This is a genomic window from Ruegeria sp. CH11 (assembly GCF_056537105.1).
In genome coordinates this window covers 1-23,686 of sequence record NZ_JBQFQX010000028.1, presented here as the reverse complement: position 1 = coordinate 23,686, position 23,686 = coordinate 1, and the positions used below count along the sequence as shown (strand labels likewise).

At 57.0% G+C, this 23,686-nt stretch carries 24 protein-coding genes and 2 pseudogenes; 8 read left to right on the top strand and 18 right to left on the bottom strand.

Annotated elements, in window-relative coordinates; translation table 11 throughout:
- Both ACR0LX_RS22255 and ACR0LX_RS22250 read left to right on the top strand, forming a co-directional pair.
- A partial coding sequence (locus ACR0LX_RS22255; protein WP_480785525.1) for a PLP-dependent aminotransferase family protein occupies nucleotides 1–479 on the top strand: 479 nt, incomplete at its 5' end.
- Between the two features lie 18 nt (nucleotides 480–497).
- Nucleotides 498–1,475, top strand: a complete 978-nt coding sequence (locus ACR0LX_RS22250; RefSeq protein WP_480576388.1) for an HpcH/HpaI aldolase/citrate lyase family protein — start codon at nucleotides 498–500, stop codon at nucleotides 1,473–1,475.
- Between the two features lie 222 nt (nucleotides 1,476–1,697).
- Here ACR0LX_RS22250 and ACR0LX_RS22245 read toward each other — a convergent pair whose 3' ends face one another.
- The 10 genes from ACR0LX_RS22245 to ACR0LX_RS22200 are packed head-to-tail and all read right to left on the bottom strand — an operon-like array spanning nucleotide 1,698 to nucleotide 9,909.
- Nucleotides 1,698–2,891 (bottom strand): cytochrome-c peroxidase, encoded by a 1,194-nt coding sequence (locus ACR0LX_RS22245; protein ID WP_480785524.1) that lies wholly within the window; start codon nucleotides 2,889–2,891, stop codon nucleotides 1,698–1,700.
- Complete coding sequence (locus tag ACR0LX_RS22240; RefSeq protein ID WP_480785523.1) at nucleotides 2,819–3,196, bottom strand: hypothetical protein; 378 nt, start codon at nucleotides 3,194–3,196, stop codon at nucleotides 2,819–2,821. Before ACR0LX_RS22240 ends, ACR0LX_RS22245 begins: the two co-directional genes overlap by 73 nt.
- Nucleotides 3,193–3,999, bottom strand: a complete 807-nt coding sequence (locus ACR0LX_RS22235; protein ID WP_480785522.1) for an amidohydrolase family protein — start codon at nucleotides 3,997–3,999, stop codon at nucleotides 3,193–3,195. The genes ACR0LX_RS22240 and ACR0LX_RS22235 overlap by 4 nt, the downstream gene beginning before the upstream one ends.
- Nucleotides 4,000–4,020: 21 nt before the next feature.
- Complete coding sequence (locus ACR0LX_RS22230; protein ID WP_480785521.1) at nucleotides 4,021–4,887, bottom strand: dioxygenase family protein; 867 nt, start codon at nucleotides 4,885–4,887, stop codon at nucleotides 4,021–4,023.
- Between the two features lie 10 nt (nucleotides 4,888–4,897).
- On the bottom strand, nucleotides 4,898–6,202 hold the full coding sequence (locus tag ACR0LX_RS22225) for a TRAP transporter large permease (protein ID WP_480785520.1): 1,305 nt from the start codon (nucleotides 6,200–6,202) through the stop codon (nucleotides 4,898–4,900).
- The gene (locus tag ACR0LX_RS22220; protein ID WP_480576406.1) at nucleotides 6,199–6,750 is read right to left on the bottom strand and encodes a TRAP transporter small permease subunit; all 552 of its coding nucleotides are present in this window, start codon (nucleotides 6,748–6,750) and stop codon (nucleotides 6,199–6,201) included. Before ACR0LX_RS22220 ends, ACR0LX_RS22225 begins: the two co-directional genes overlap by 4 nt.
- A 30-nt stretch (nucleotides 6,751–6,780) precedes the next feature.
- On the bottom strand, nucleotides 6,781–7,854 hold the full coding sequence (locus tag ACR0LX_RS22215) for a C4-dicarboxylate TRAP transporter substrate-binding protein (RefSeq protein ID WP_480576409.1): 1,074 nt from the start codon (nucleotides 7,852–7,854) through the stop codon (nucleotides 6,781–6,783).
- 34 nt (nucleotides 7,855–7,888) lie between these two features.
- A complete protein-coding gene (locus ACR0LX_RS22210; RefSeq protein WP_480785519.1) occupies nucleotides 7,889–8,350 on the bottom strand; it encodes an OsmC family protein in 462 nt (153 codons plus the stop codon).
- Nucleotides 8,351–8,362: 12 nt separating this feature from the next.
- On the bottom strand, nucleotides 8,363–9,028 hold the full coding sequence (locus tag ACR0LX_RS22205) for a malonic semialdehyde reductase (RefSeq protein ID WP_480785518.1): 666 nt from the start codon (nucleotides 9,026–9,028) through the stop codon (nucleotides 8,363–8,365).
- Nucleotides 9,025–9,909 (bottom strand): fumarylacetoacetate hydrolase family protein, encoded by an 885-nt coding sequence (locus ACR0LX_RS22200; protein ID WP_480785517.1) that lies wholly within the window; start codon nucleotides 9,907–9,909, stop codon nucleotides 9,025–9,027. Before ACR0LX_RS22200 ends, ACR0LX_RS22205 begins: the two co-directional genes overlap by 4 nt.
- A gap of 84 nt (nucleotides 9,910–9,993) precedes the next feature.
- Here ACR0LX_RS22200 and ACR0LX_RS22195 point away from each other — a divergent pair, with 84 nt between their 5' ends.
- Nucleotides 9,994–10,380, top strand: coding sequence for a YciI family protein (locus ACR0LX_RS22195; protein WP_480576420.1), 387 nt, complete (start codon nucleotides 9,994–9,996; stop codon nucleotides 10,378–10,380).
- Between the two features lie 42 nt (nucleotides 10,381–10,422).
- Nucleotides 10,423–11,088, top strand: coding sequence for a GntR family transcriptional regulator (locus ACR0LX_RS22190; protein WP_480785516.1), 666 nt, complete (start codon nucleotides 10,423–10,425; stop codon nucleotides 11,086–11,088).
- Between the two features lie 120 nt (nucleotides 11,089–11,208).
- Here the strand turns inward: ACR0LX_RS22190 and ACR0LX_RS22185 are convergent, their stop codons facing one another.
- The 6 genes from ACR0LX_RS22185 to ACR0LX_RS22160 form a co-directional block, all read right to left on the bottom strand.
- Complete coding sequence (locus ACR0LX_RS22185; protein ID WP_480785515.1) at nucleotides 11,209–12,153, bottom strand: hypothetical protein; 945 nt, start codon at nucleotides 12,151–12,153, stop codon at nucleotides 11,209–11,211.
- 9 nt (nucleotides 12,154–12,162) lie between these two features.
- A complete protein-coding gene (locus ACR0LX_RS22180) occupies nucleotides 12,163–13,476 on the bottom strand; it encodes a TRAP transporter large permease (protein ID WP_480785514.1) in 1,314 nt (437 codons plus the stop codon).
- Between the two features lie 4 nt (nucleotides 13,477–13,480).
- Complete coding sequence (locus ACR0LX_RS22175) at nucleotides 13,481–14,014, bottom strand: TRAP transporter small permease (RefSeq protein ID WP_480785513.1); 534 nt, start codon at nucleotides 14,012–14,014, stop codon at nucleotides 13,481–13,483.
- A gap of 69 nt (nucleotides 14,015–14,083) precedes the next feature.
- Nucleotides 14,084–15,058 (bottom strand): TRAP transporter substrate-binding protein, encoded by a 975-nt coding sequence (locus ACR0LX_RS22170; RefSeq protein WP_480576435.1) that lies wholly within the window; start codon nucleotides 15,056–15,058, stop codon nucleotides 14,084–14,086.
- A 51-nt stretch (nucleotides 15,059–15,109) separates the two neighbouring features.
- On the bottom strand, nucleotides 15,110–16,360 hold the full coding sequence (locus ACR0LX_RS22165) for an NAD(P)/FAD-dependent oxidoreductase (protein WP_480785512.1): 1,251 nt from the start codon (nucleotides 16,358–16,360) through the stop codon (nucleotides 15,110–15,112).
- Entirely contained in the window at nucleotides 16,357–17,490 is a 1,134-nt protein-coding gene (locus ACR0LX_RS22160) for an enolase C-terminal domain-like protein (RefSeq protein WP_480785511.1), read from the bottom strand. The genes ACR0LX_RS22165 and ACR0LX_RS22160 overlap by 4 nt, the downstream gene beginning before the upstream one ends.
- A gap of 95 nt (nucleotides 17,491–17,585) precedes the next feature.
- Between ACR0LX_RS22160 and ACR0LX_RS22155 the strand changes: the two genes are divergently transcribed.
- Entirely contained in the window at nucleotides 17,586–18,506 is a 921-nt protein-coding gene (locus ACR0LX_RS22155) for a LysR family transcriptional regulator (protein WP_480785510.1), read from the top strand.
- Here the strand turns inward: ACR0LX_RS22155 and ACR0LX_RS22150 are convergent.
- On the bottom strand, nucleotides 18,467–20,161 hold the full coding sequence (locus ACR0LX_RS22150; protein ID WP_480785509.1) for a thiamine pyrophosphate-binding protein: 1,695 nt from the start codon (nucleotides 20,159–20,161) through the stop codon (nucleotides 18,467–18,469). The genes ACR0LX_RS22155 and ACR0LX_RS22150 overlap by 40 nt on opposite strands.
- A gap of 112 nt (nucleotides 20,162–20,273) precedes the next feature.
- Here ACR0LX_RS22150 and ACR0LX_RS22145 point away from each other — a divergent pair, with 112 nt between their 5' ends.
- Both ACR0LX_RS22145 and ACR0LX_RS22140 read left to right on the top strand, forming a co-directional pair.
- Nucleotides 20,274–20,978 carry a GntR family transcriptional regulator gene (locus tag ACR0LX_RS22145; protein WP_480785508.1) on the top strand — a complete coding sequence of 235 codons (705 nt, stop codon included), beginning with the start codon at nucleotides 20,274–20,276 and terminating at the stop codon, nucleotides 20,976–20,978.
- Nucleotides 20,975–21,685, top strand: coding sequence for an aspartate/glutamate racemase family protein (locus tag ACR0LX_RS22140; RefSeq protein ID WP_480785507.1), 711 nt, complete (start codon nucleotides 20,975–20,977; stop codon nucleotides 21,683–21,685). Before ACR0LX_RS22145 ends, ACR0LX_RS22140 begins: the two co-directional genes overlap by 4 nt.
- Before the next feature lie 380 nt (nucleotides 21,686–22,065).
- Here ACR0LX_RS22140 and ACR0LX_RS22135 read toward each other — a convergent pair.
- Nucleotides 22,066–22,778 (bottom strand): annotated as a pseudogene (locus ACR0LX_RS22135) (IS5 family transposase).
- Nucleotides 22,779–22,845: 67 nt separating this feature from the next.
- On the opposite strand from ACR0LX_RS22135, the pseudogene ACR0LX_RS22130 reads away from it, so the two are divergent.
- A pseudogene (locus ACR0LX_RS22130) lies at nucleotides 22,846–23,461 on the top strand (IS5/IS1182 family transposase); the annotation flags it as partial.
- Between the last annotated feature and the right edge of the window lie 225 nt (nucleotides 23,462–23,686).

Below are 23,686 nucleotides of genomic sequence, written 5' to 3'. Positions count from 1 at the left end.
ATGTGATCGCAGGCAAGGCGGTGGCCTTTGGCGAGGCGCTGCGCCCTGAGTTCAAAAGCTATATCCAGCAAGTCGTGGCCAACGCGCAGGCGCTGTCGGATCAACTGATCAAGGGTGGTCTGGACACGGTGACCCACGGCACCGACACTCACGTTGTGCTGGTCGATCTGCGCCCCAAGGGCGTCAAGGGCAACGCCACCGAGAAGGCTCTGGGCCGGGCACATATCACCTGCAACAAGAACGGCGTGCCGTTTGACCCGGAGAAACCGACCATCACCAGCGGCATCCGTCTAGGGTCCCCCGCCGGCACCACCCGCGGCTTTGGCGAGGCCGAATTCCGCCAGATCGCCGACTGGATCATCGAAGTCACCGACGGTCTGGCCGCCAATGGCGAGGACGGCAACTCCACCGTCGAGGCCAAGGTCAAGGCCGAAGTCGCAGACCTCTGCGCCAAGTTCCCAATCTACCCGAACCTGTAGGACGAAGGACCCGATCCCATGAGCTTTCATTCCATTGACCAGGCCCCTGCCCGCCTGAACCGCAGCGAACTGGCCGTACCAGGCAGCCAGCCCGGCATGTTCGAAAAGGCCGCCCAGTCGAACGTGGACGTCATCTTTCTAGATCTCGAAGATGCCGTTGCACCTGACGAAAAAGAGCAGGCCCGCAAGAACATCATCGAGGCGCTGAACGATATCGACTGGGGCAGCAAGACCATGTCTGTGCGCATCAACGGGCTTGATACGCACTATATGTATCGAGATGTAGTGGACGTCGTCGAACAGGCCGGTGAACGCCTTGATCTGATCATGATCCCCAAGGTTGGAACCGCCGCCGACGTTTATGCGGTCGACATGCTGGTGACCCAGATCGAAGACGCGAAAGGTTACAAGAAACGGATCGGGTTCGAGCACATCATCGAAACCGCGCTTGGCATGCAGAATGTCAGCGAGATCGCTGCGGCCTCGAAACGTAACGAGAGTCTGCATTTTGGTGTTGCCGACTATGCCGCCTCGACCCGCGCGCGAACCACGATCATTGGTGGCGTGAACCCGGACTATTCTGTTCTGACTGACGCGGATGCCGACGGAGGACGCCTGACCCACTGGGGTGACATGTGGCACTATGCGCTGGCCCGTATGGTGGTTGCCGCCCGTGCCAATGGTCTGCGTCCGATCGACGGGCCGTTTGGGGATTTCCAGGACCCCGAGGGATATCGCGCCGCAGCAAAACGCGCGGCGGTTCTGGGCTGCGAAGGCAAATGGGCCATTCACCCCAGCCAGATTGCTCTGGCGAACGAGGTCATGTCGCCGTCGGACGCCGAGGTTGACAAAGCGCAGCGCATTCTTGTGGCAATGTCCGAGGCCGAAGCGTCCGGCAAGGGCGCCGTATCTTTGGATGGTCGCCTGATTGACTATGCCTCGATCCGTCAGGCGGAAGTATTGGTCGAAAAGGCGGGGCAGATCGCCGCCGCATGAGCGCAAGGGCCGGGCAGATACTGGACACACCACAAAACACTGCCAGGGAAATCTTCGGCGACCTTGCTGCAGATTTCCCCAGGCCGTCAAAAAGGGCACAGGCTTGGGACTCAAAGCCAGTGGATGATAAAAGCGGCGAGCGCAAATGCAGACCGTCGCGAACTTTGCGCTACGGTGCTGACATCACAGACACCGTGACAATTTCTGATGCAACCTCAATGGTTACCGATCGCTGGACAGAGTCTCCAGAAACGCAACCAGGTCCGCGATCTCCTGATTGGAAAGGTTCAATTCGGAAAGTATGGCTTCTCCGTCGGCGTGAAGCCTTTCCGTGTCTATCTCACTGTAGTGCCTGATCACCGCCTCCAGGTCGATCAGACTGCCGTCATGCATGTATGGGGCGGTTTCGGCGACGCCTCGCAGACTGGGCGTACGAAAGGTTCCGAAGTCCGAATGACTTCTACGCACGTTACGCACCGCCCAAGCACCACGTTTGTCCGGATCGTCGTTCCAGTCTCCGTCAAGAGTGTATGAGCTCGAAAGCAAGACGTTCAATCCGCCGAACCGTCCTTGATCGACCTTGGTGTCGTTCAGAAAATATGGCACGCCGGCGTCGTGGAACTCGTTGTTGGAAAATTTCGGACCGTTGTGGCAGAAGACACATTTTCCGCGCCCCAGGAAAATCTGGAGACCGCGCTGCGCAGTTGCCGGATAACTGGCCGCCATTGCCAGATCACCGCGCTTCAGCGCATCTCGAAATTCATCAAATGGCGTCCGCTTGGTAACTAATGTTTCCAGATAGGCCGACAGAGTTTTCGCGGTATTCACCAGAACCAATTCTGGGTTTTGATTTCGAATATTGCCAAAAATGGCTTCATATGCATTCGCATATGAGCTCTGAGAAATTGCCGTTTTTAGACTGGACCGACTGTGCGCCATCTCATGCTTTTCGATGATCGGATGCAGGCTTGCGGCCCAAAGACTGTCGCTTTTGCCGCCCCATCCGTACCAGCGAAGGCCAGTGAGGTTTCGCAGAGATGGAGTATTGCGATCCAACAAAACCCGCCCGAGCGCTCGCGCGTCCGACGTGGTAAATGCCTGCTCTGGATCATGACAACTTGCGCAGGAAAATGCACCGTCGACTGACAACACAGGATCGTTGAACAAGGCCGCCGCCAGCGCGATCGCATTTGGATCTTTTGAAACCCTGTTGCTTGGATCCGGCTGGATTGATGGCGGCCACGGGCCGAAAGACAGTGTTTGTTGGATTTCGTCGTCGGACAACAGGACTTCCGCGCGCACTGCTCCCGTCAGGACCAAGAACACGGCTGTCGCCCACACCTTCATTTCAACGCAATGTCGGAGGTGTAGGTTACAACTCGCCCGTCGAAATCGACGTCCACTTGCAGTTCCCATAAACCCGGCATGTGAAACAGGATATCATCGACGCGGAACACCCCGCCACCCATTGCAGTGACCACGGGAGTGTAATTCATCCCGTGTTGGTGAGCGGGCATGATCGCATCGACACGTATTTCATCCACTGCAGTTTCGTCGCAGACGGAAATTAGAATGGAAAACGGTTGGGCCAACGGGATTTCTTCGACGGCAATTTGCACTTTGGGTGCGTTTTGAGTGTCCGATTTCATGGGTTGCCCGGTTGGTTCACAAGCGACAGCCGCGCCAGAGGATGCCAGAAACGAGACAACCCAACGGATCATTCTGTTGCCAGCAATCGCTCAGCGTTGGCATAGGCAATGTTGTCGGCGATCTGATCAGGAAGCAATTCCAGCCATTCGCGCGAAAACTCGGCATGAGGGCCTACGTAGTACCAACGCTCCGGTGCGAAGGTATCCGTACCGACCATGAACCGATCCGGGTGCGCTTGGAACGCTGCTTTCCAATCCGGGTCGAGTCGCCCTCGCGAAACCATATCTGAACGAAACGCCAAATCGGCCCAAAGCCTGGGATGGGTATCCAGCGCATCGACCACACTGTCCGGGTCGTCAAAGCCAGAATGGGCCCACAAAACTCTTGCTTCTGGCCAGGTCTCGAAGATCAGGTCAACCGCCTCTCGATCGCCGTGGTGGTGAAGAATTAGGTTCCGCTCTTTCGCCAGAGCGATCATGCGCTGGATGACTGGCGTTTTGATATCATCCCCATAAGCGTGAAACTCGCCGATGGCTTCGTATTTGTTCTTTGCCAGATTTGCTTCCAGATAGTCGATAACAGTTTCATCGTGCATCCAGGTGTTGATCTCTCCACGGCGACGGTAAGGGCGAAGGGCCGGAACAACGATGTCCGGCGCTGCGGCCAACAGCAATTGCGTCCCATTGTCATCCGAACTGGAAACCAGTGCTTTTCGCACGCCTGCATCCCGCAGGATACTGGCCACTTGTTCGGGTGGGACCAGCTGGACGGCGTCATGGCTGTAGTGAATGTGAGCATCGAAAATCGGGCGCTCGTCGGCGATGGCCACTCCACTGAATAGCGCTGCACATACAATGAAAGTGTGTTTTAGCACTTCTAGTGTCCTCCGTGGCGTTCAGTCCCGAGCAAGCGTGACGTCGAAATTCACGTGCAGGTAAGATGCAGTGATCTTACCAGAAAGTTCCATTCCATCGGGAAATTCTGAAGCGGATCGCTCAACATATGTCATCACCAGATCGTCCCGAACGCCAAACACTGTATCCTGATCCAGATAGGGATCGTCGTCTGGAAAAATCTCGGTCACAAGTGAGCGATACCCCGGGGCTTTGACGATAAAGTGCAGGTGAGAGGGCCTCCATGGATGGCGACCGCACGCGCGCAGAATATCGCCAACTGGTCCGTCGGACGGCACTGTGTATTCAACTGGCTTTACTGTGGTGAACGCATATTTTCCATCCTCTCCAACCGTCATCAGACCGTGGAATGAATAGGTGTCCTGATCTTCATCCTGACTGGCATAAAGTCCATTTGGTGCCGTCTGCCAGATGTCGAGTTCGGCTCCTGCGATCGGTTTGCCCTCGGTATCCCGGATAACGCCTTCGGCGAGCAGAACCGGTCCACCGTAATGTCGCTTCATATCCCCGCCAATGGGCAGCGGAGGTGCGCCAGACACATGAAACGGACCTAATACCGACGAACTTGTCGCGTCGGGGCTTGAATGCAGCATATCCACCAACGACGACAGCCCCAGCACATCTGAGGCCAGGACAAACTCGTGCCTGTCCTCGGCCTCCACAGCGGCGCATCCTTCGAGAAATGCAATCCCGGCGCGCCATTCGTCATGTGTCAGATTGGTCTCTCGTGCGAAATCATGAAGATGTTTGACCAGAGACCCCATGATTTCACGCATACGCGGCTCGGTGTCTTTGGACAGATATCCCATGAATACGTCGGTGACGTTGTCCTTGGTAACTGTGCGCATCTTGACCTCCTTATATCAGGGCAAGGCTGAGGATCGGGAATTCGATCAGAATAAACAAAACGATCAGCATGACTAATGCGAACGGCAGCGCGCCCATGAACACGTCCTTGAGCGATATGCGGTCGTCGTTGATCGTGGATTTGATAACGAAACAGGATATACCCAATGGCGGGGTCAAAAGCCCGATTTCAGCGCCGACAACGGTGATGATCCCGAACCAGATCAGCGACATATTAAGCGCCTCGGCCATCGGCAGAAACAGCGGGACGACGATCAGAATGATCGATGCCGTATCGAGCAATGTCCCAAGAAACAGCATCAGCAGCACGTACAGTAGCATGATCGACCAAAACGACGCCGAATTCCCTGCAAGCAAATCCTGCAATTGGTTGGGCAGACCAGCAAGACCCAGCATACGGCTGTAGATCGAAGCCGCCGTGATCAGGAACAGGATCGCCGCTGTTATGTGACCGGTTTCCAGCAACGCGTCCCAGAACGCGCGCGGAGACATCGACTTGCGGGCGACCGCGATGATCAGGGCGACGAAGGCTCCTGCGGCCCCTGCCTCAACTGCGGTCAACCAACCTGTGTAGATACCGCCAAGTACGATGGTGATGATGAACAATGTCGGCAGGGTTTTGGATGCGATCTCGCGCTTGGACATCCATTCGGTGTCTTCGACGACCCGGCCCCCAACAAATGATGGTGTGAAACGTCCCATGACCCAAATCGCGCCGACATAGGCGATCGCCAGCATGATCCCTGGAATAACCCCCGCAAGAAACATGTCCCCAACGGACTGTTCGGCGACAAAGGAATAGATGATCAACATAGCAGAGGGCGGAATGATCATACCCAGGACCGAAGACCCGGCCACCACGCCAACAGCAAAGCGCGGGTTATAGGCCTGCGCCATCATCTGCGGTACCGAGACTTTGGTGAACACGGATGCCGACGCAATTGACGACCCGGTTACCGCCGCAAAAACGGCGTTGGCCCCGACAGTCGCCATGCCGATACCGCCTTTGACCTTGCGAAACCGCATGGTCATAACTTCGTAGATGTCTCTGCCTAACCCGGCCTTTGAGACGATGAGCCCCATAAAGGTAAACAGCGGGATCGTTGCGAAACTATATTCCATCGCGCTGTCGCCGACCGCCACTTTCAGCAGGTTGAGCGCCAGCGTGAAATTGTCTCGCATCAGCCAGATCGACACGAACGAAACCACACCGAGGGCAATGGGGATGTAGACGCCAGCGTAGATCAGAAAGACGATGGCAATAACCGAGATCAGGCCAATCTCAATCGGCGTCATTCTGCGGCCTCGTCATGTTCTGGGGTGCGAACAAGATGCGGGCGGTCCTGCGCCGTGACGACCTTGAGCAGGAAGATCACGCAGGCAAGCGCAGTACCGCTCGCGATGACCAGTTTGACTGGCCACCATGGCAATGTGAAAAGACCGGGCACGCCGAAATAGTCCTGCGTTTCCCACATATGCAGGAACTCGGGAAAGGTGACGTAGGCGATAAGGCCCATGAAGATTGCCGAGATTGCGTTGATGATGCGCCTGAGATTGGACGTCAGGCCGGGGCGACGATTATGGAGAAGGTTCAGAAACCCGTCTGAACGCGTCAACCGGTCCACCCGAACCACATCCGCCAGCTGCAGAAATACGATCATCACCACCGAGAACTGCACCATCTCGTAGGTGCCCCGCAACGGAGCAGAAAACAGACCGCGCGCAACGACATCCACGTTCAGGATAACCACCAACGCCAGTACAACGAGCGTACCCAAAGCGTTGGCGGTGATTGCAAGAGCATTGGCGACCCGCGAAAGGCCAGCAACTGCGGTCTTTAGCACGTTAGGCCCCTTTCGTGGATCGCCAGACGGTTATTCGGCCGTCCAGTCACGCACCCCTGTAAACCCGGCATCCTGAAGTTTGCCAAGATAGGCGGCCAGCATCTCGGTGCCTTGTTCACCGTTGTCATTCAACGTTGCCGCCCATTCCTGCGCAACGTTGGGCATCGCGTTGGCCCATGCCGCTCGGTCCTCGTCCGATACTTCAACAATCGTACCACCCGCCTCGGTATAAGCGTCCCGCGACGCAGCGGCGCGGTCCATCGCGATACCGGCCACATGGTCGCGATAGTCTATGGCAACGGCCTTCAGCACATCCTTGACCTCGTCCGGCAAGCCGGCCCAATAGTCCGCGTTCACGGTGATGGTTTTTGAATTCACGGCCCCCAGATCAGCGCGCAGCATATAAGGCGCAACTTCCGCGATCTTGAAAGTCTTGGCGGCCTCGGGCCACAGCATTCCGCAATCCACCAGACCGGTTTGCAGCATGTTGTAGAAATCGGTCAGGCCACCACGCACGCCCGCAGCATCCTTGATACCTTCGAGATACCGCAGGTTCAGCCCGGCTCCGGCAATCTTGCGGCCCTCAAGATCGGCGACCGAAGAAACGGGTTCCGTGCAGAATATCTGATAGGTGTCGAGCACCACGCCTGTCGCCAGATAGACCTGGTTTTGCGCGGCGAACTCGTTTTGCATCGCCGGGTATTCGCGGGCAATTTCATCTACTGCCTTGGCCACCGCACGGGCATCTGACGCAACAAAGGGTGTTGATCCCGAAATGCCCTGACTGGGCAATTTCGAGGAATGGAAGATGGTTGTGACAATTCCTATGTCGCCAAGGCCAAGCTGAATCCCCTCTAAAACGCCCTTTGGCTTGACGATTGAACCGCCGTAGTTCTCCTGCCAGTTCATCTTATAGTTTCCGGATTCGGCCAGTCGCTTGTCGACTTCGGGAATGAAGAAATTGGTGAACTCCTTCACCCACAAGGCGCGATCAGGATAACCGTCGATCACAACGGCGGAAATGGTTTCTTCGGCTGCAAGAGGCATCGCCATAACGCTGGCAAGGGCAGCGCCTATGAGGCTGCGTTTGGTCCAGTTCTTCATCTCTCTCCTCCCAGAAAGTCGGGTCCTGTCGTTCTTATTCGTTGGTTTTGACCCAGTTGACGGTCAGGTCCGTGCCTGCCGCTTTGAACAGTTTTGCAATGGCGCAATACTTGGCTGTTTCTTCGCCTACGCGCGCCAGCTCCTCCTGGCTGGCGCGCGTATCGCAACGTACCGTGAGTGTGACTTCGGGAAAGGGTACGTCGATCTCTTCTTCCATCAGAACACCGCGACGATCCAACCTGCACATGGCGTCGATCGTCACGGTTCCCAGGTCAATTCCCAGCCGTTTGGCATTCTTGTGTCCAATGACATTTGTGCAGGCTATCAGGGCTGTCATTGCCGTTTCCGTCGGGGATGGTCCTTGATTGGTTCCGCCGCGCTCGACGGGTTCATCAATAATGACGTTCAGGTCACGAACAGGTATCTCGGTGCGCGCATGTGTCGGACACCGAGCGGTCGTACGGTATGTCACGACAGGTTTCACTTTGATCGCCACAGCGTCACCTCCTCATGCATAAGAGCACACTCTTTCGAACGGAAATCGCGGGAGTTTGTGGAACAAACCGGTTTCGTCCGCATACCCCAGATTGCAGAGAAAATTTGACCTGAGAGTCGTTCCCGCAAAGAATTCTTCATCAACAATGGCGTTCGAGAAACCCGACATCGCCCCCACGTCCAACCCGACAGCCCGCGCCGCGATCATGAAATAAGCGCCTTGCAGCGTCCCGTTGCGGTAGGCCGTGTCCGCTACATAGTCGGGGTTGTTTTCGAACAGAGGCCGACGATCATCGTGCGGAAAGAGGAACGGAAGCTCTTTCCAGAACTCCATATCGTAGGCAATGATCGCGGTGACTGGCGCGCCCATCATTTTGGCGACGTTTTTGGGTTTCAGCGATTTGGCCAGCCGCGCCTTGCCTTCGGCAGTTTTTACAAAAACGAACCGCGCAGGCAGCGTGTTCATGCTGGTCGCGCCATTGATGGTGATGTCGTAGATCTCGTGAAGCAATGCGTCGGAAACGGGTTTGTCTGTCCACGCATAATGAGATCGGGACTCGCGCAATATCAATGCGATGGCATCATCCGACAGGCGTGGAATACGGGCGCGAAGATCGCGATGATCCTGCTGCGCCTTCGCGCGTAGCGCCTCCAGCTCTGTTGCGGTTGGTGCAGTCATTCCGCGGCCACCTTTGACTTGGCGTCTTTCTCGTCGATGACCGGACTTGCGCAGATGCCGATGCCTTCGATCTCGACCTCGACGGTTTCACCCGGCTTCAGCCACCGGGGGTTCGGTTTCTTGGCATGCCCGACACCCGGCGGTGTCCCCAGCGCGATCAGATCTCCGGGTTCGAGAGTGGTGTATTCCGAGATCGTCGCGATCACCTGCCGGACACCCCAGATCATATTGGACGTGTTCGAACTTTGCAGGATTTCATCACCAACGCGGCTTTCAATCTTCAGGCCCGAGGCCCCTTCGGGCAATTCATCAGGCGTCACTGTGAACGGGCCTATCGCACCTGTGTCATCAAAGTTTTTGCCGGGCGTCCATTGTACGGTTTTGCGTTGATAGTCCCGTACCGATCCATCGTTGAATACGGTGTAGCCAAAGACGTAATCTAATGCGTCCGCCTCCGATATATGCCGACCACGTTTGCCAACGATCAGCATAAGCTCAGCTTCGTAATCCAGCTTTTCTGAACAGGCGGGCCGCACCATTGGCTGCCCCGCCGCCATGATCGAGTTTTTCCCCCGCATGAACAACGTTGGGTATTCGGGGATCTCGTACCCCCCCTCCTTGATATGGTCCGTATAGTTCAATCCCATGCAGATGATCGTACCGGGTGCTGCGACCGGCAATGCGGGCGTGATCGAAGATACGGGCACCTTGACTGCATCGGCGATTTTATCGGCCAGCGAGTCGATCAGAGCAGGGTTGGCTATCAAACCCATCAGGTCGTGACCTATGGCAGGGTTCAAAGTGGTCAGGTTTACTGCGTCTTCTCCGGACACGACAAAGACGGCAGCGCCTTCCGAAGTCTCTCCCACAAGGTATTTCATCACCACCACCCATGCCAGTTTCCTTGCTTTTTGCCGACTATTTTGCGAAGTGTCAAATAATATCGATATTTTTGGGAGGCAGTCATGGTCGCTTGGGCGGATTACAAATCACAAGCCAAAAGCCGGGGTGCGTTAGCGTTGGAACTTTATGTTGCGCACAGCACTCCGGCCAAAGCGCCCGAAGATGTGAAGGCATCGCTGCCTGATCATTTGGCCTATCAGGCACAGCTTGAACGATCTGGTCATCTGGCGTTTGCCGGACCCATGTCAGACGAAAGCGGTGCCCACATGCAGGGGATGGGCCTGATCATCTACCGCGCAGACAGCCTTGAGGCTGCCCGGAAACTGGCCGAGGACGACCCGATGCACAAAAGCGGCGCACGCAGCTTTATCCTGCGCCGCTGGATGATAAATGAGGGCTCGTTCACTTTGTCTGTCGGCCTGTCATCCGGAACAAACGCTCTAAGTTGAACTCAGATCAAATTCGCTCAGCCGAAAAAGGAGCGGCAGGATATGGACGCCATGCTTGACACCGAAGGCAAGGAAACATCGGCAACTCATGGCGCTTATCGTCGGCTGCGCGAGATGATCCTGACCGGAGAGCTGCCTCCCGGGCAAAAGCTCAAGATCGAACAACTGCGCGGGCTGCTGGATACAGGTGCCAGCCCGGTTCGCGAGGCGCTGAGCCTTTTGACCTCGGACATGTTGGTGGAACGGATTGACCAGCGCGGGTTCCGAGCCGCACCTGTCAGCAAGTGCAATTTCGAAGAGATACTGCTGTTGCGATGCAACTTGGAGGAAACCGCTTTGCGCGCCTCGATCATCAACGCAGATGCGGCTTGGGAAGACGCGCTTGTATTGCGGCATCACCATATGAAGAAAGCCAGTCTACAGGGATCAGACGATTTCGAGCACGCCCACAAGGCATTTCACATGGCGTTGCTGGACAATTCAAAACTGCCACTGCTGATGAGATATTGTTCGCAGCTGTATGACCTGAACATTCGATACCGATATCTGGCAGCGGGCGGTCCAAGTTATCAGAAACGCGATATCGCGGCCGAGCATCAGCAGATTCTTGACGCGGCACTGGACCGTGATGAAGAGAGTGCAACCCGGCACTTGAATGACCACTATCGTCGCACGGGCGAATACCTGAGCAGTCAGATGGGGTCCTGAAGGCTGTGTGCGGTTTTTCAGGCTCTCAACGCAAATAATCCGATCTTCCTGCCACCCATCGTGCCTCTTGCACCGGCAGCTACCGTCGCGCTCTGGCTGTGACCTAAGTGGGGAGGGGTACTAGCGTTCGCTTGAATTTGCGACATCACCCCGTGAATACATCCGGCGCATGACCAAAGGGGTCAGGTACATAGGTATTTGGTATGCCCCGATAAACACCATGATCGGTGCTGTGATTTCCGGCGGAAGAGCCACAAAAAACAGCGCGATGTTGCGGTTACCCGCGATCAGAGAGATTGCGACGGCCTTTGCCGGCGGCAAACGTTTGCGCGTCAACTGGAAGGTTGCAATCTGGGCGCCAATATTCACCAGGCAAGCGAAGGCGATCCAGAACGCGGCAGACCAGGGATCGCCCAGCGCCGTTGCGCTGACCGATGGCATTACGCCTATGACGAAAACAGCAAGTGTTAACGTGGCCAGCCCTTCAAGGCTCAGAAGCGTTGATTGCGACGGATTGCGTAAAACCGTCCGGCGCAGACACACGGCGACAATGGTGACGACTGTGATGGTCAGAAACAAGCTGAACGCGGCCTTTAACACGGTCCACAGATCCCCAAGCTCGGGCATCAGCCAGAAGATCGGCAGCGATGTAAGGGGCAAAACAGCTGTCCCAACCACGACCAGTCGCATTGCATGTTCGGCAGGATACCCCATCATCATGCAAAGGTTCGGACTGCCCGAGATGGACGGCGCTGCGGTCATAATCAATAGCGAAAGAACAACCGCCGTACCCGTCCATCCACCTGCAAAACCAATAGCAACGACGACCAGTGGCGTCAGAAGCTGGAACGCGATAACCACAAAAATGACCTGACGCAGATCAGCCAGCGATCCCAGAATGGCCGCTGGCTCGATCCGCAGAATTGTCGCGAACAGCAAAAGCACAACAAGCGGTGGCAGCAGCGGTCGCATAGGCTCGGCCAACCCGGGCAACAACAATCCCGCAACCAGTCCAGAGACCAAAACGTAAGGGCCATTGCGCGCCGCCGAGAGCAGCGGGTTCACCGAGCGACCCTACCCGCCCGGGCTTTGCCGCAGGTTATCGGGCAGCCACGTCGCCAGTTCCGGGAACCAGATCAGGACGAAAACCATCAGCACCATGATCAGGAACATCGGGATTGCGGCGCGTGCAATATAGCTCATCTCGTGGTTGGTCATGCCCTGCATCACGAACAGATTGAACCCGATGGGCGGTGTGATTTGCGCCATTTCAACGACGACCACGATGAAAATGCCAAACCAGATCAGGTCGATCCCCGCGTCGCGGATCATCGGCTCGACCACCGCCATTGTCAGCACGACCGAAGAGATACCGTCGAGGAAACAGCCCAGAATGACGTAAAAGACCAACAGCACCATCAGCAACTCAAACCGCGTTAGCTCCCACCCGGCGATCAGGTCGGCCAGCCCGCGTGGCAGGCCGGTAAAGCCCATCGACAGCGACAGAAACGCAGCCCCCGCGAGGATCAAGGCGATCATGGCACTGGTGCGGGTCGCGCCCATCAGGCTTTCAGTGAAGGTCTTCCAGTTGAGCGACCCCTGCCCTGCCGCCAGCAACAAGCCCCCAATCACGCCGAATGCTGCCGCCTCGGTGGCTGTGGCATAGCCCAGATACATCGACCCGATCACCACCATGATCAGCAGGATCACAGGCAGCAAAAAGCGCGAGTTCTTGACCTTTTCGGAAAAACTTAGCTTGCCTTCGTCATTCGGGTTCCAGTCTTTGCCAACCTTCGAATAGATGGCGACATAACCCATGAACATCGCAGCCAGCACCAGACCCGGCAGGATCCCCGCAAAGAACAGCTTGGTGATCGATTCATTGATTGTGACGCCGTAAACGATCAGCGTCAGTGATGGCGGGATCATGAGTCCAAGCGTCGCCGCGCCCGTCAGCGTACCGATGACCATGCGTTCAGGATAGTTGCGCTTGCGCAGTTCCGGGATCGACATCTTGCCAACTGTGGTCAGCGTCGCGGCGGACGACCCGGAGACCGCCGCGAATACAGTGCAGCCTACGATGTTGGTATGCACCAATCCGCCGGGCAAAGGCGCCATCCATGGCGAAAGCCCTTTGAACATATCCTCGGATAATCGCGTTCGATACAAGATCTCACCCATCCAGATGAACATGGGCAACGCGGTCAGGGTCCAGGACGAGGATGCCGACCAGATGGTCGTGATCATCACGTCGCCCACGGGCCGCGTCGTGAACAATTCCATCCCGACCCAGGCGACGCCCATCAGGGCCAATCCGACCCATACACCGGTGCCGAGCAAGGTGAAGAGAACAAAGAGAAAGAGGATGATGACTGAAATGTTTTCCATACTCTCACTCTCCGTGGCTTTGGTCGGCCAGATCGCGGGTGATACGGTGATCCCCCTTGAACAGGACGTGGAACAGGTGATCCGTCAGCGCGATGGCCAAGATCACGGCCCCGATCAGCATTGTGGATTGCGGTATCCAAAGCGCGGTTTTGTCCTGCCCCTGACTGATATCGTTGAACTTCCAGCTCCAGTAGACAAAGCGATAGGCATACCAACAGAAATACCACATCACGGCAGCGCCGATGGCAAAACACCAGATTTCAAGGATACGCCGCACTCCATCGGGAACCGCGTTCAGCAGGATCGAAACACGGATGTGACTGCCGCGGTTCAGCGCGTTGGCGAAGGCCAGAAACGAGGCGGCCGCCATGGCATATCCGGCATAGTCAGGCGCGCCGGGAAAAACTTCGCCGGTCCAGCGGGCCAGCATTTGCACCACAATCAACACCAGAATGGCAATCAGGCTAAGCGCCGCCAGAACCCCTGCTGCCAGATAGATGAAATCCAGTACGGACCTGAGCCCTCGCATTGCCGCCATGCTGTCCCCGCTGTGTTTTTTTGGATTGAGAGCAAGCGGCAGGATAACCCGCCGCTCGCATATGAATGGTTACTGAGAGTTGAACGCATCGACGATGGCTTTGCCTTCGTCCCCTGCGGCCTCGAGCCATTCGTTGGTCATGGTGACGCCGATCTCTTTCAACTCATTGGTCATTTGCTCGGACGCGGGACCAACGGTCATTCCGCCATCACGCAGACCCTGCAATGTGAAACCGGTGTATTCCTTGGCCCGCCAGTTGCCCGCATATTCGGCCAATTCCGCACAGCCCTTGATGACGTTCTTGTTTGCGTCCGACACGCCGGACCAGACATCCGAGTTCACCATCACGTAGTTGCGCGGCAGCCAGGCATCGACTTCGTAGAAATAGTTCAGGCTTTCCCAGACCTTGCGATCGTATCCAGTGGATCCCGAAGACACCATCGAATCCGCAACACCGGTGGCAAAAGCCTGACTGATTTCAGCGGCTTCAATCGTCACCGGCAGCATTCCGGTCAGTTCCGCCAACCGCGATGTGGCATTGTTGTAGGACCGGAACTTGATGCCTTCCATATCCGCGACCGAGTTCACCTCGTTCTTGAAATATAGTCCTTGAGGAGGCCATGGAACGGCATAAAGCAGGGTCAGGTTCTGTTCAGCCAACAGCTTTTCGATGGACGGCTTGGCCGCGTCCCATAGCTTGGCGCTGTCATCGAAGGAAGTCGCAAGAAACGGGATTGAATCAAAGCCAAACAGCGCGTTTTCGTTCTGGTGACCGGACAACAGACGCTCACCGATCGGGGCCTGCCCGGTCTGGATTGCGCGCTTGATGTCAGCACCTTTGAACAGTGACCCGGACGGGTGCGTGACGATTTCGATTTCACCACCGGTTCCTGTGGTTACGCATTTGGCGAATTCCGCGCCCGTGGCGGAATGGAAGTTTGATGCGGAATACGCCATCGGCATGTCCCACTTTTCGGCCATGGCCGGAGCGGCTGCGGCAGCGGTCAAGGCGGTTGCCGCCAGAAGGCTTGTCAGTCTTTTCATTGTCTTCTCCCTATTGAATATCGATTTTCCAGCGTTGCCCGCCGGTTGCTTTTATGTTGCGAAACGTGACGGCGCGTAGACGCTCATGTCCGTGTTCGGGTTTCTGCCCGCGATCATCTGCGCCAAAAGGCGTCCTGTCTTTGGCCCGCCTGTCAGGCCGATGTGATGGTGCCCAAAGCCCATATACGCACCATCGATACCCGGAACCGCGCCAATGATGGGGATCGAGTCTGCCGGTGCGGGCCTGTGGCCCATCCATTCCACTTCCTCCTTCCATGTCACACCCGGAAAGGCCGCCCGGGCGTTCTTGCGCATCAGTTCAAAAGGTGCGCGCGATGGTGCCGCCTCGAGCCCGCCAAACTCCACAATTCCTGCCAAGCGTATCCGCCCGTCCAAGGGTGTGGCAACAAACTTGCCAGAAGCGACCATAACAGGGCTGCGAGGCATCGCCGAAGGATCGACCAATTCCAGATGATAGCCGCGTTCGCTTTCAAGAGGCACCGAAACCCCCAATCGCTTTGCCAGAGGTCCGGACCAGACCCCTGCTGTCACGATGGCGGTGTCGCAGGGGATGGTTTCGCCATCCGCATGCACACCGGTGACCCGTCCGTTTACGCGCGCTACGTCGTCAACGGCGGCGCGGATGATCCGGCCCCCGTTCGCCTCAACACATGCGGCCAGGTCTTTCACATAGCGACCGGGATCCGCGATGTGGCCATGATCCGAAAGCCTGGCAGCGAACCCAATATCCTCACTGAATACCGGATCATATTCGTGAAAAGCCCGGCCCTCCAACTCTTCCCAGTCGAACCCATGCTTGCGCCGGATGCCCCATCCGAAAGCATCGCTTTCGAAATGTTCCCTGTCATTATAGAGAAACAGATAATCCGACGGTACGATCCACTTTTCAGCGCCTGTGCCAACCGCCAAGGCATTGTGATCATTCAGACTGTCACCAACGATGGGTACAAGTGCCGCCGCGATACGCGCAACGTCATCGGCATTTGCGTGGCTCAGATATTGCCGTAGCCACGGGATCAGTTTTGGCAAGTACCCCCATTTCAAGAACAACGGCTGAGAAGCGCTCAGCAACATTTTCGGAGCCTTGGCAAGCAATCCCGGGACGGTCACCGGCACAATGGAGCACGAGGCCAGAACGCCTCCATTGCCGTGCGAGGTTCCCTCACCCGGCCCGGCTTTGTCGATCAGGATCACATCATGGCCGTCGCGCTGCAGCCAAACCGCAGCGGATACGCCAACAATACCGGCACCAATGATGGCTATGGTCTTGGCTTCGCTCATGCTGCAACCGCCTTTGCCACCGCATAGTGATCCAGCTTCGCCAGATCGGGCCTGCCGCCCAGTCCAGGGCCCGAGGGGACAATGACCTGGCCGTCGCGCGCTTGAAACGGTTCCTCCAATATGTCCTGGCTGAGGAAATACGACGCTTGGTAGAATTCGCAACCCAATGTAATTTCAGGCGTCGCGGCGATCATATGGGTCCCGGCCAGATGCGCCAGACCAGCCTCGAACATGTCGCCGCCATATGCGGTCAGGCCATGCGCCGAAGCGATACGGGCAACAGTCTGACCTCGCGTCAAACCGCCCGATTTCATGATCTTCACCGACACGCCGTCGCAAATCCCCTCGCGCGCGGCGCGTTCCATATCTTCGGGCCCAAAGATGCTTTCATCGGCCAATAGCGGAACGTTGGACGTCTGGCGCAACCTCGCCATCATACCGAAATGATGTGCGCGCACCGGCTGTTCTATGAAATCCGGTTCAAACTGGGCCACGTCCAGCACGCGCGCCGGGGCCTCATCGATTTCAAGCCCTTGGTTGTAGTCCACGCGCACCGAGAAGTCCGGATAGTTCTGCGCGAGGTGTTCAAGCCGCATGATGTCAAACGCATGATCTCGGAACCCTGTCTTGAGTTTGACGATCCGAACGCCATCCTCGCGCAAGCGTGCCAACAGGTCTAAGTCCTGCGCAAAATCCGGGTTCGCAATCGAGCAACTGAGCGGAATAACGTCCCTGCAACGTCCACCGAGCAGCGACCAAACAGGCACGCCGCCGATCCGACCGGCCAGATCCAACAGGGCGCTTTCCAGTGCTGCCTTGGCCTCGGTGCAATGCGCAACTGCAAAGGCCGCGCGCTCCATGACAGCCGAGCGATCGCCAACCTTTGCCCCGATCACAAGGGGCCGTAAATATCGATCCAGGGCCGCGTATGTAGCTTCGGGCGTGCCGGTGAACACCGACCATGGCGACGCTTCTCCAAACCCTTCGGTTCCGTCTTCCGCCGTCAGCCGCAGGATAACAACCTCGCACGAGCCCTCGACCGACCCAATGCCGTGATCCCGCCGCGACGTGACTGGCAGTTTCAGGTGCCATAGATCAAACCCGACGATTTTCTGGTCCAGATCGCTCATTTCGTCCCCTGTTGACGAAATGAAGCCTGCCTTGACCAGCATATCATTTCAAATACTATATCTTCGAGAGTTCATCAGAAAAAATGATATGTTAGATGTCCCTGCGATTTCGCCAGTTGCAAGCTTTTCACGCGATCATGGAAACCGGAACCGTGACGGGCGCGGCCTCGGTCCTGGGCATCTCGCAGCCGGGTATCAGCAACCTGCTGGCGCAGCTTGAACGCGAAGCCCGGTTGCCGCTGTTCGAACGAAACAAGGGGCGCCTGCTACCTACGCCTGAGGCAGAGCTGCTCTTTCGCGAGGTCGATACAGTGGTGCGCGGGCTGGATCATGTGGCGCAGGCGGTGACAGACCTGCAGAACAAACACCCCGGTCAGTTGCAAGTTGCGGCGCCTCATTTGCTCTCGTTCGGCTTCATGCCGCAAGAAATCGCGCGCTTCGCCAAAAGCCGTCCGAACCTTTCGGTCAGTTTTCAGTCGCAATATTCATCCAAGATTCAGGAATGGGTGATCTCAGGCCTGTTCGAGATCGGCATTGTCGAAATGCCGATCCTGCATGACACGTTGAACCATCAGGTGTTTCGGTATGAAACACTCGCGACCTTCCCTCAGGACAGCCCGCTTGCAAAGCACGACATCCTGACACCCGAGATCCTTGAAAACGAACCCTTTATCGTGATGGGCCCCGAACACCAGACCCACCGCCGGACGCGCGATATCTTTCAGTCCGCCGGACGCACATGGCGCACGCAAATCCATACGCACCTGTCCGAAAACCTGCTGAGCTTCGTCAAACAGGGCATGGGCGTCGCGATGATCGATCCGTTTACCGTCACTTTCGACGAAGAAAGCGGGTATCAAACCCGCCCCTTCCAGCCTGCCGTTATGTTGGACCTTGCGATCATCACGGCCAAGGGTCGGCCGTTGTCGTCGATCGCGCAGGACTTTCTGGCCCAACTGATCCCGTCAATCGCGGCTTATGCCACCCATTCCGAGACCGGCGCCGCAGCCTCGTGAAGCTGTTGCGAATGGATGTCGACCAGCGTGGGGCCATCATGTTCAATTGCCTGTTTCAAAACCTTTGGCAGATCCTCGGGGTCTTTGACCGTCCATGATTTCACACCAAAGGCCGACGCCACCGCCGCGTGGTCGGTACGATTGAAATCGACGTTGTAGTATCGCTGACCAAACCCCGAGTCCTGTCCGGCCTTGATCCAACCAAAGACCGAATTCGAGAACACGATTGAGGTGATCGGCATGTTGTGCCGCACCATGGTTTCGAACTCGCCACAGGTAAAGCCGAACGACCCGTCGCCCATGACAGATAAAGTTTTGACCGAGGGTCGGCCCACATGCGCGCCCATCGCCGCGCCCAGCGAATATCCCAACGCCCCGTGCGCCCGATTGGTGATGAAATGCCGCCCGGGTTTGCGCCAGCGATAATGTGCGCTGAAATAGGGGCAAGGCGTGCCCGGGTCGGCAACGACAATCGCGTCATCGTCAAGGATATCCATCAACACAGCCATGACCGCTTCGGGCCGGATCGGGGTCTCTCGGCTTGCAGCGAGCGGGGAAAACGCGGCCAACTTCGCCTCCCATGCCGCGCGCGCCTTTTCGGCGCCGCCGAGGCGCGGCAGGTTCTGACGTGCCTCCAACGCCACGGCCAGCGCCTGCAGCGCCAGACGGGCATCGGCGCAGATCGCCACTTCAGTTTGATAATTCGCTCCGATAACCATCGGATCGCTGTCGATATGGATGATGGTGGCGTCTCGGCCCGGACTTCTCCAACGCTCAGTCGTGACCGATCCGGCGCGGCAGCCGATGAACAGGACCACATCGGCCTGATCAACCACCGTGCGGGTCGCCGGGACGCCCCCGTTCGAACCGACAACGCCCAGCGCCAGCGGGTCGGTTTCGGCGATCGAGCCCTGCCCCGAAACGGTGGTGGCGACCGGCATATCCAGCAGACCCGCAACGCGGCGCAGCGCAGGTTCGGCACCGGACAGAACCGGCCCACCGCCGCAAACGGCCACGGCCGACTTTGCCTTGGCCAAAATCTCGGCAGCCGCTTCTATCGCATCCAGATCGGGTCCAGCGCGCTCGGCCGGATAGCTTCGATGCCGCGCATCTGCCCAAATCTCGGCCTCGTCAACCTGTGCCTTCTGCGTGTCAAACGGCAGCGCTAAATGTGTTGCACCGGGTGTGCCGGTTGTCATCGCCCGGAACGCGGCGCGCACCATGGCCGGCAATCGCCCCGCGTCATCCAGTGAGGCATTCCACTTTGCAAGCGGCCGGAACAATCCGGGTTGATCCAATTCGGTCAACGGATACTTTCCCCGGCTGGTCGTCGCCACGTCCGAGGTGATCGCCAAAATTGGAACCGAGCTTTCGTTGGCCTCAACCACGCCTGGCAGGATATACGTCGCCCCGCCGCCCGATGGCCCTTCGCAGACGCCCGGCTTGCCGGTCACGCGAGCGTACCCATCCGCCATATAGGCCGCATGCCGTTCGTCCCGCGTCAGAATATGTTGAATGCCATGATCCATCCGCGCCATCGCGTCATAGAATGGCAACGTGGTGTCGCCGCACAAGCCGAAGATATGTTTCACGCCATGCGCCTCGAGCATGCGCACCATTGCCTCGGCTCCAGTCAAATAGTTCGTCCCACCCATGGCTTGTGATTCCTTCAAGTCAGAATTGCATGCAATCCTGTATACAGTTTTGTATATTGATTTCAAGAACCACCTGTGGCACCTGTGAATCGCAGTCGAAAGGACAAACGATATGGCGGGTCCGCGCGTCGATGACATCTACGATCAGGTCAAGGCGATGGCGGTCTCATTCCGTCTGCGCCCCGGTGACCGTCTGAACGAAGTGGCTCTATCGAAAGAGCTGGGCGTCAGCCGAACACCCCTGCGCGAGGCGTTGAACCGGCTGGTTGCCGAACGCCTGTTTGACTTCCGCCCCGGTCAGGGTTTCTTCTGCCGTCCGCTTGACGCGCAAAGCGTGTTTGACCTGTTCGAACTGCGGCAGATTATCGAGGTCGCCGCCGTTCGCACCGCCTGCGTCAAGGCGTCGGAAGATGACCTCCATTCGCTGCGCGAGGAGCTCTATTCGACCGGGATAGACATCACCGGCCTGACCGTCGAGGACGCTGTAAAGCGGGACGAAGCATTTCATCTTGGCATCGCCAAACTGTCCGGCAACGCAGAGCTTCTGCATACGCTGACCCGGATCAACGAACGCATCCGGTATATCCGTTGGATCTCGATGAGTATGGACCGCCTTCATCGTTCTAAAGACGAGCATAAACAGGTGATGCAAGCGTTGTTGGATCGCGACGAAGACGGCGCAGCCCGCGTTTTGGGCGCTCATATCGCCAAGCGCATGGACCAAGTGCAAGAGGCGGTGCGTCAAGGGATTTCCAGCATCTATATGGAAGGGTCCGACGTCATTTCGAACCGCATTATCGACGAGGCAAGGGCATGATCGCACAGGGCGGAAAATCCATCTATGGCGCGTCGGTAGGCATTCTCATGCTGGACGCGCGGTTTCCTCGCATTCCTGGCGACATGGGCAATGCGCAAACATGGCCGTTCCCGGTGCTGTATCGAATTGTTCGCGACGCCTCGCCTGACCGGGTCGTGCGTCATAAGGCCGAGGGCATGTTGGATGCGTTCATCGCAGCAGCGCAAGAATTGGTCAAAGACGGCGTCGACGGGATCACAACCAATTGCGGATTTCTGTCCCTGTTTCAGCACGAACTGTCAAAGGCGGTCCCGGTTCCGGTCGTCACATCCTCGCTGATGCAGGTCGACATGGTGAACCGCACCCTTCCGGCGGGCAAGCGAGCTGGGGTGTTGACCATATCGGCCTCGACGCTGACTCAGGAACACCTGCAGGCTGCACAGGTGCCACCGGATACCCCGATCGGCACCACCGAAGGCGGGCGTGAGTTTACGCGGGCCATTCTTGACAATGAGTTGACGCTTGATGTGGAAGACGCCCGCGCCGACAATGTCGAGGCCGCCCGTACGCTGCAGTCGAACCACCCAGAGCTTGGCGCAATTATTCTTGAGTGCACGAATATGTGTCCCTACGCAGCGGATATCCAGCAAGCCACAGGCTTGCCAGTTTTTTCGATGGTCTCGCTTGTCACCTGGTTCCAGGCGGGGCTGGCACCCCCAACCTATTAGCGTTTGCCATTGGTCATACGATGTATTTTGGCTTGCAGACAGACGGCTTCGAGTTGTGCCACCCAGACCCGCAGACCTGCGCTTTGGATGATGCCAGACTCACGCGAGATCAGCGCTACTTGTCATCTGGTCTTGACGTTTTGGGTCGCCGTATCCTGATTGAATCAGGAACGAGCGTCTGTTTCAGACCTTTCGTGTTTGAGCCCAAAGTACGCCGAAAGAACCGCGATCTCACGGTCTAAGTCGAAAATCAGTTCGTGACGCCTCTCGAAGAAATACGTTAATTTCAATTGCGCGATGCCGTCATCTTCTGAAACATTCGCCGCAGCTAGGGCCAGGACAGATAGCCACTAGATGACGAGTGCTGCCAGTGAGATGTCTTACAGGAATACTTTAGAACATCTGTCGTAACGTGTTGCGACGCTGCCGATACTTAAGCATCCCGAACATGACCTCGATCCGGTTGCGCCTTTAGTATCGGCGCTTGTCGTACCTTACCGGAATCTTGCGCAGCTTTCGATACATGCATGCATGTATCCCTTTGTCTTTCAACGCTTCCCTTAACGAATCCGCGTCATCGCTACGGTCGCCAAGCAGCCAATCGACATCTGGAAGGCCACCTGCTGTCGCCTGCGCACCGATGTAACCGCTGACTTGCCCCCCAGTGACGAAGAGATAACGAGAGCGACCTAGGCTCTCGCCGACGGCATGCCGTTTTGTGTTCATGCCGCCTTGCCTCCGGCAAAACAGACGTCCACGCCCCTTTTTCGACGCCCGTGCTGGTCGCGGTTTGGTGTGCCTTCATGTATATCGCGTCGATTATCAGGGTCTTCGTCTCGCTGTGCTCGGCGACCAGACCGGCCATTATCCGGGCGAAGATGCCCTTATCGCGCCGTTGCTTCCAGCGATTGTAGAGTCTCTTGTGAGGACCAGCGGCCGCAGGCGCATCGCGCCATCGTAACCCATTACGATTGATGAAGATAACACCACTCGACACGCGCCGATCATCGACGCGGGGTTTGCCATGGCACCTTGGAAAGAGGGACCCAAGACGCGCCATCTGCGCATCCGTCAGCCAGCAAAGCTCCGACATGTTCACCGCTCGACTTCGAACTGCGGATCACGCCACTAGGCAGATATCAATATGCCCTGACCCTAACTATTCCGAAAACTATCTGATCAACACGGATTCCGGTGCAGTTGTCCCCTCTTACCGTTTGCGAGCAAACGACCGCGCAGCAAAGGTTTGAAGCGACCCGTTCTGTCGGGCAAGCTGAGGTCGGATCAATAACGACGACGTTGAATTGCGTGAAGGCAAAGTTCGATCCGCAACCAGAACGGCTAATCGCCGACGCGGCTTACTGCATCGGGTCACCTTTTGGCTGGTTGGTTCGTCGCCAGATTGCACCACACATCCCAGTCTTCGATAAGACCGGGTGCAACGACGGAACTTGGACCCGTGCCGAATTCGAATGGAACGCCGGGAACGATCAAGACATCTGCCCAAATGTCGATGCACGCAAAGTATCGCGCAAGGAGCACGAAGATGCCCGGCAGGTCGCCCGATGCATCACAAAGGCCTGCTATTACGACATCTAGGCGAAGCTCGGAAACAAGGTTGGGATGATCTTTACCCACCTCAAACGCGTCCTCAGCCGCGAACCGTTCCGATTACGTGGCCCATGTGATCCAATTGACGAATTCCATCCCGGCGCTGCCCAGAACATCTGCAATTTGGCGAAGATTTTTCCCGCACCGCAACAAATGCAAAAAGCTCCATACGAAAGGCGTATGCGCGTCCGTTGGCACCACCTATTCTGCGCCAGCAGCACGTTTCAATTCTATAGAATCCGCGGAAAGTCGACCTTTGCTGTGCCTGTACAATTCATATTGCCCGTAATGTACACTCTGCGGAGAGGCTGTGTGAAAACTCCCTCTGTTTTCCGAGAGATGGTATGCTTTCAGCAATCGGCGCGGAGGCAATCCATGGGGCGGTTTATT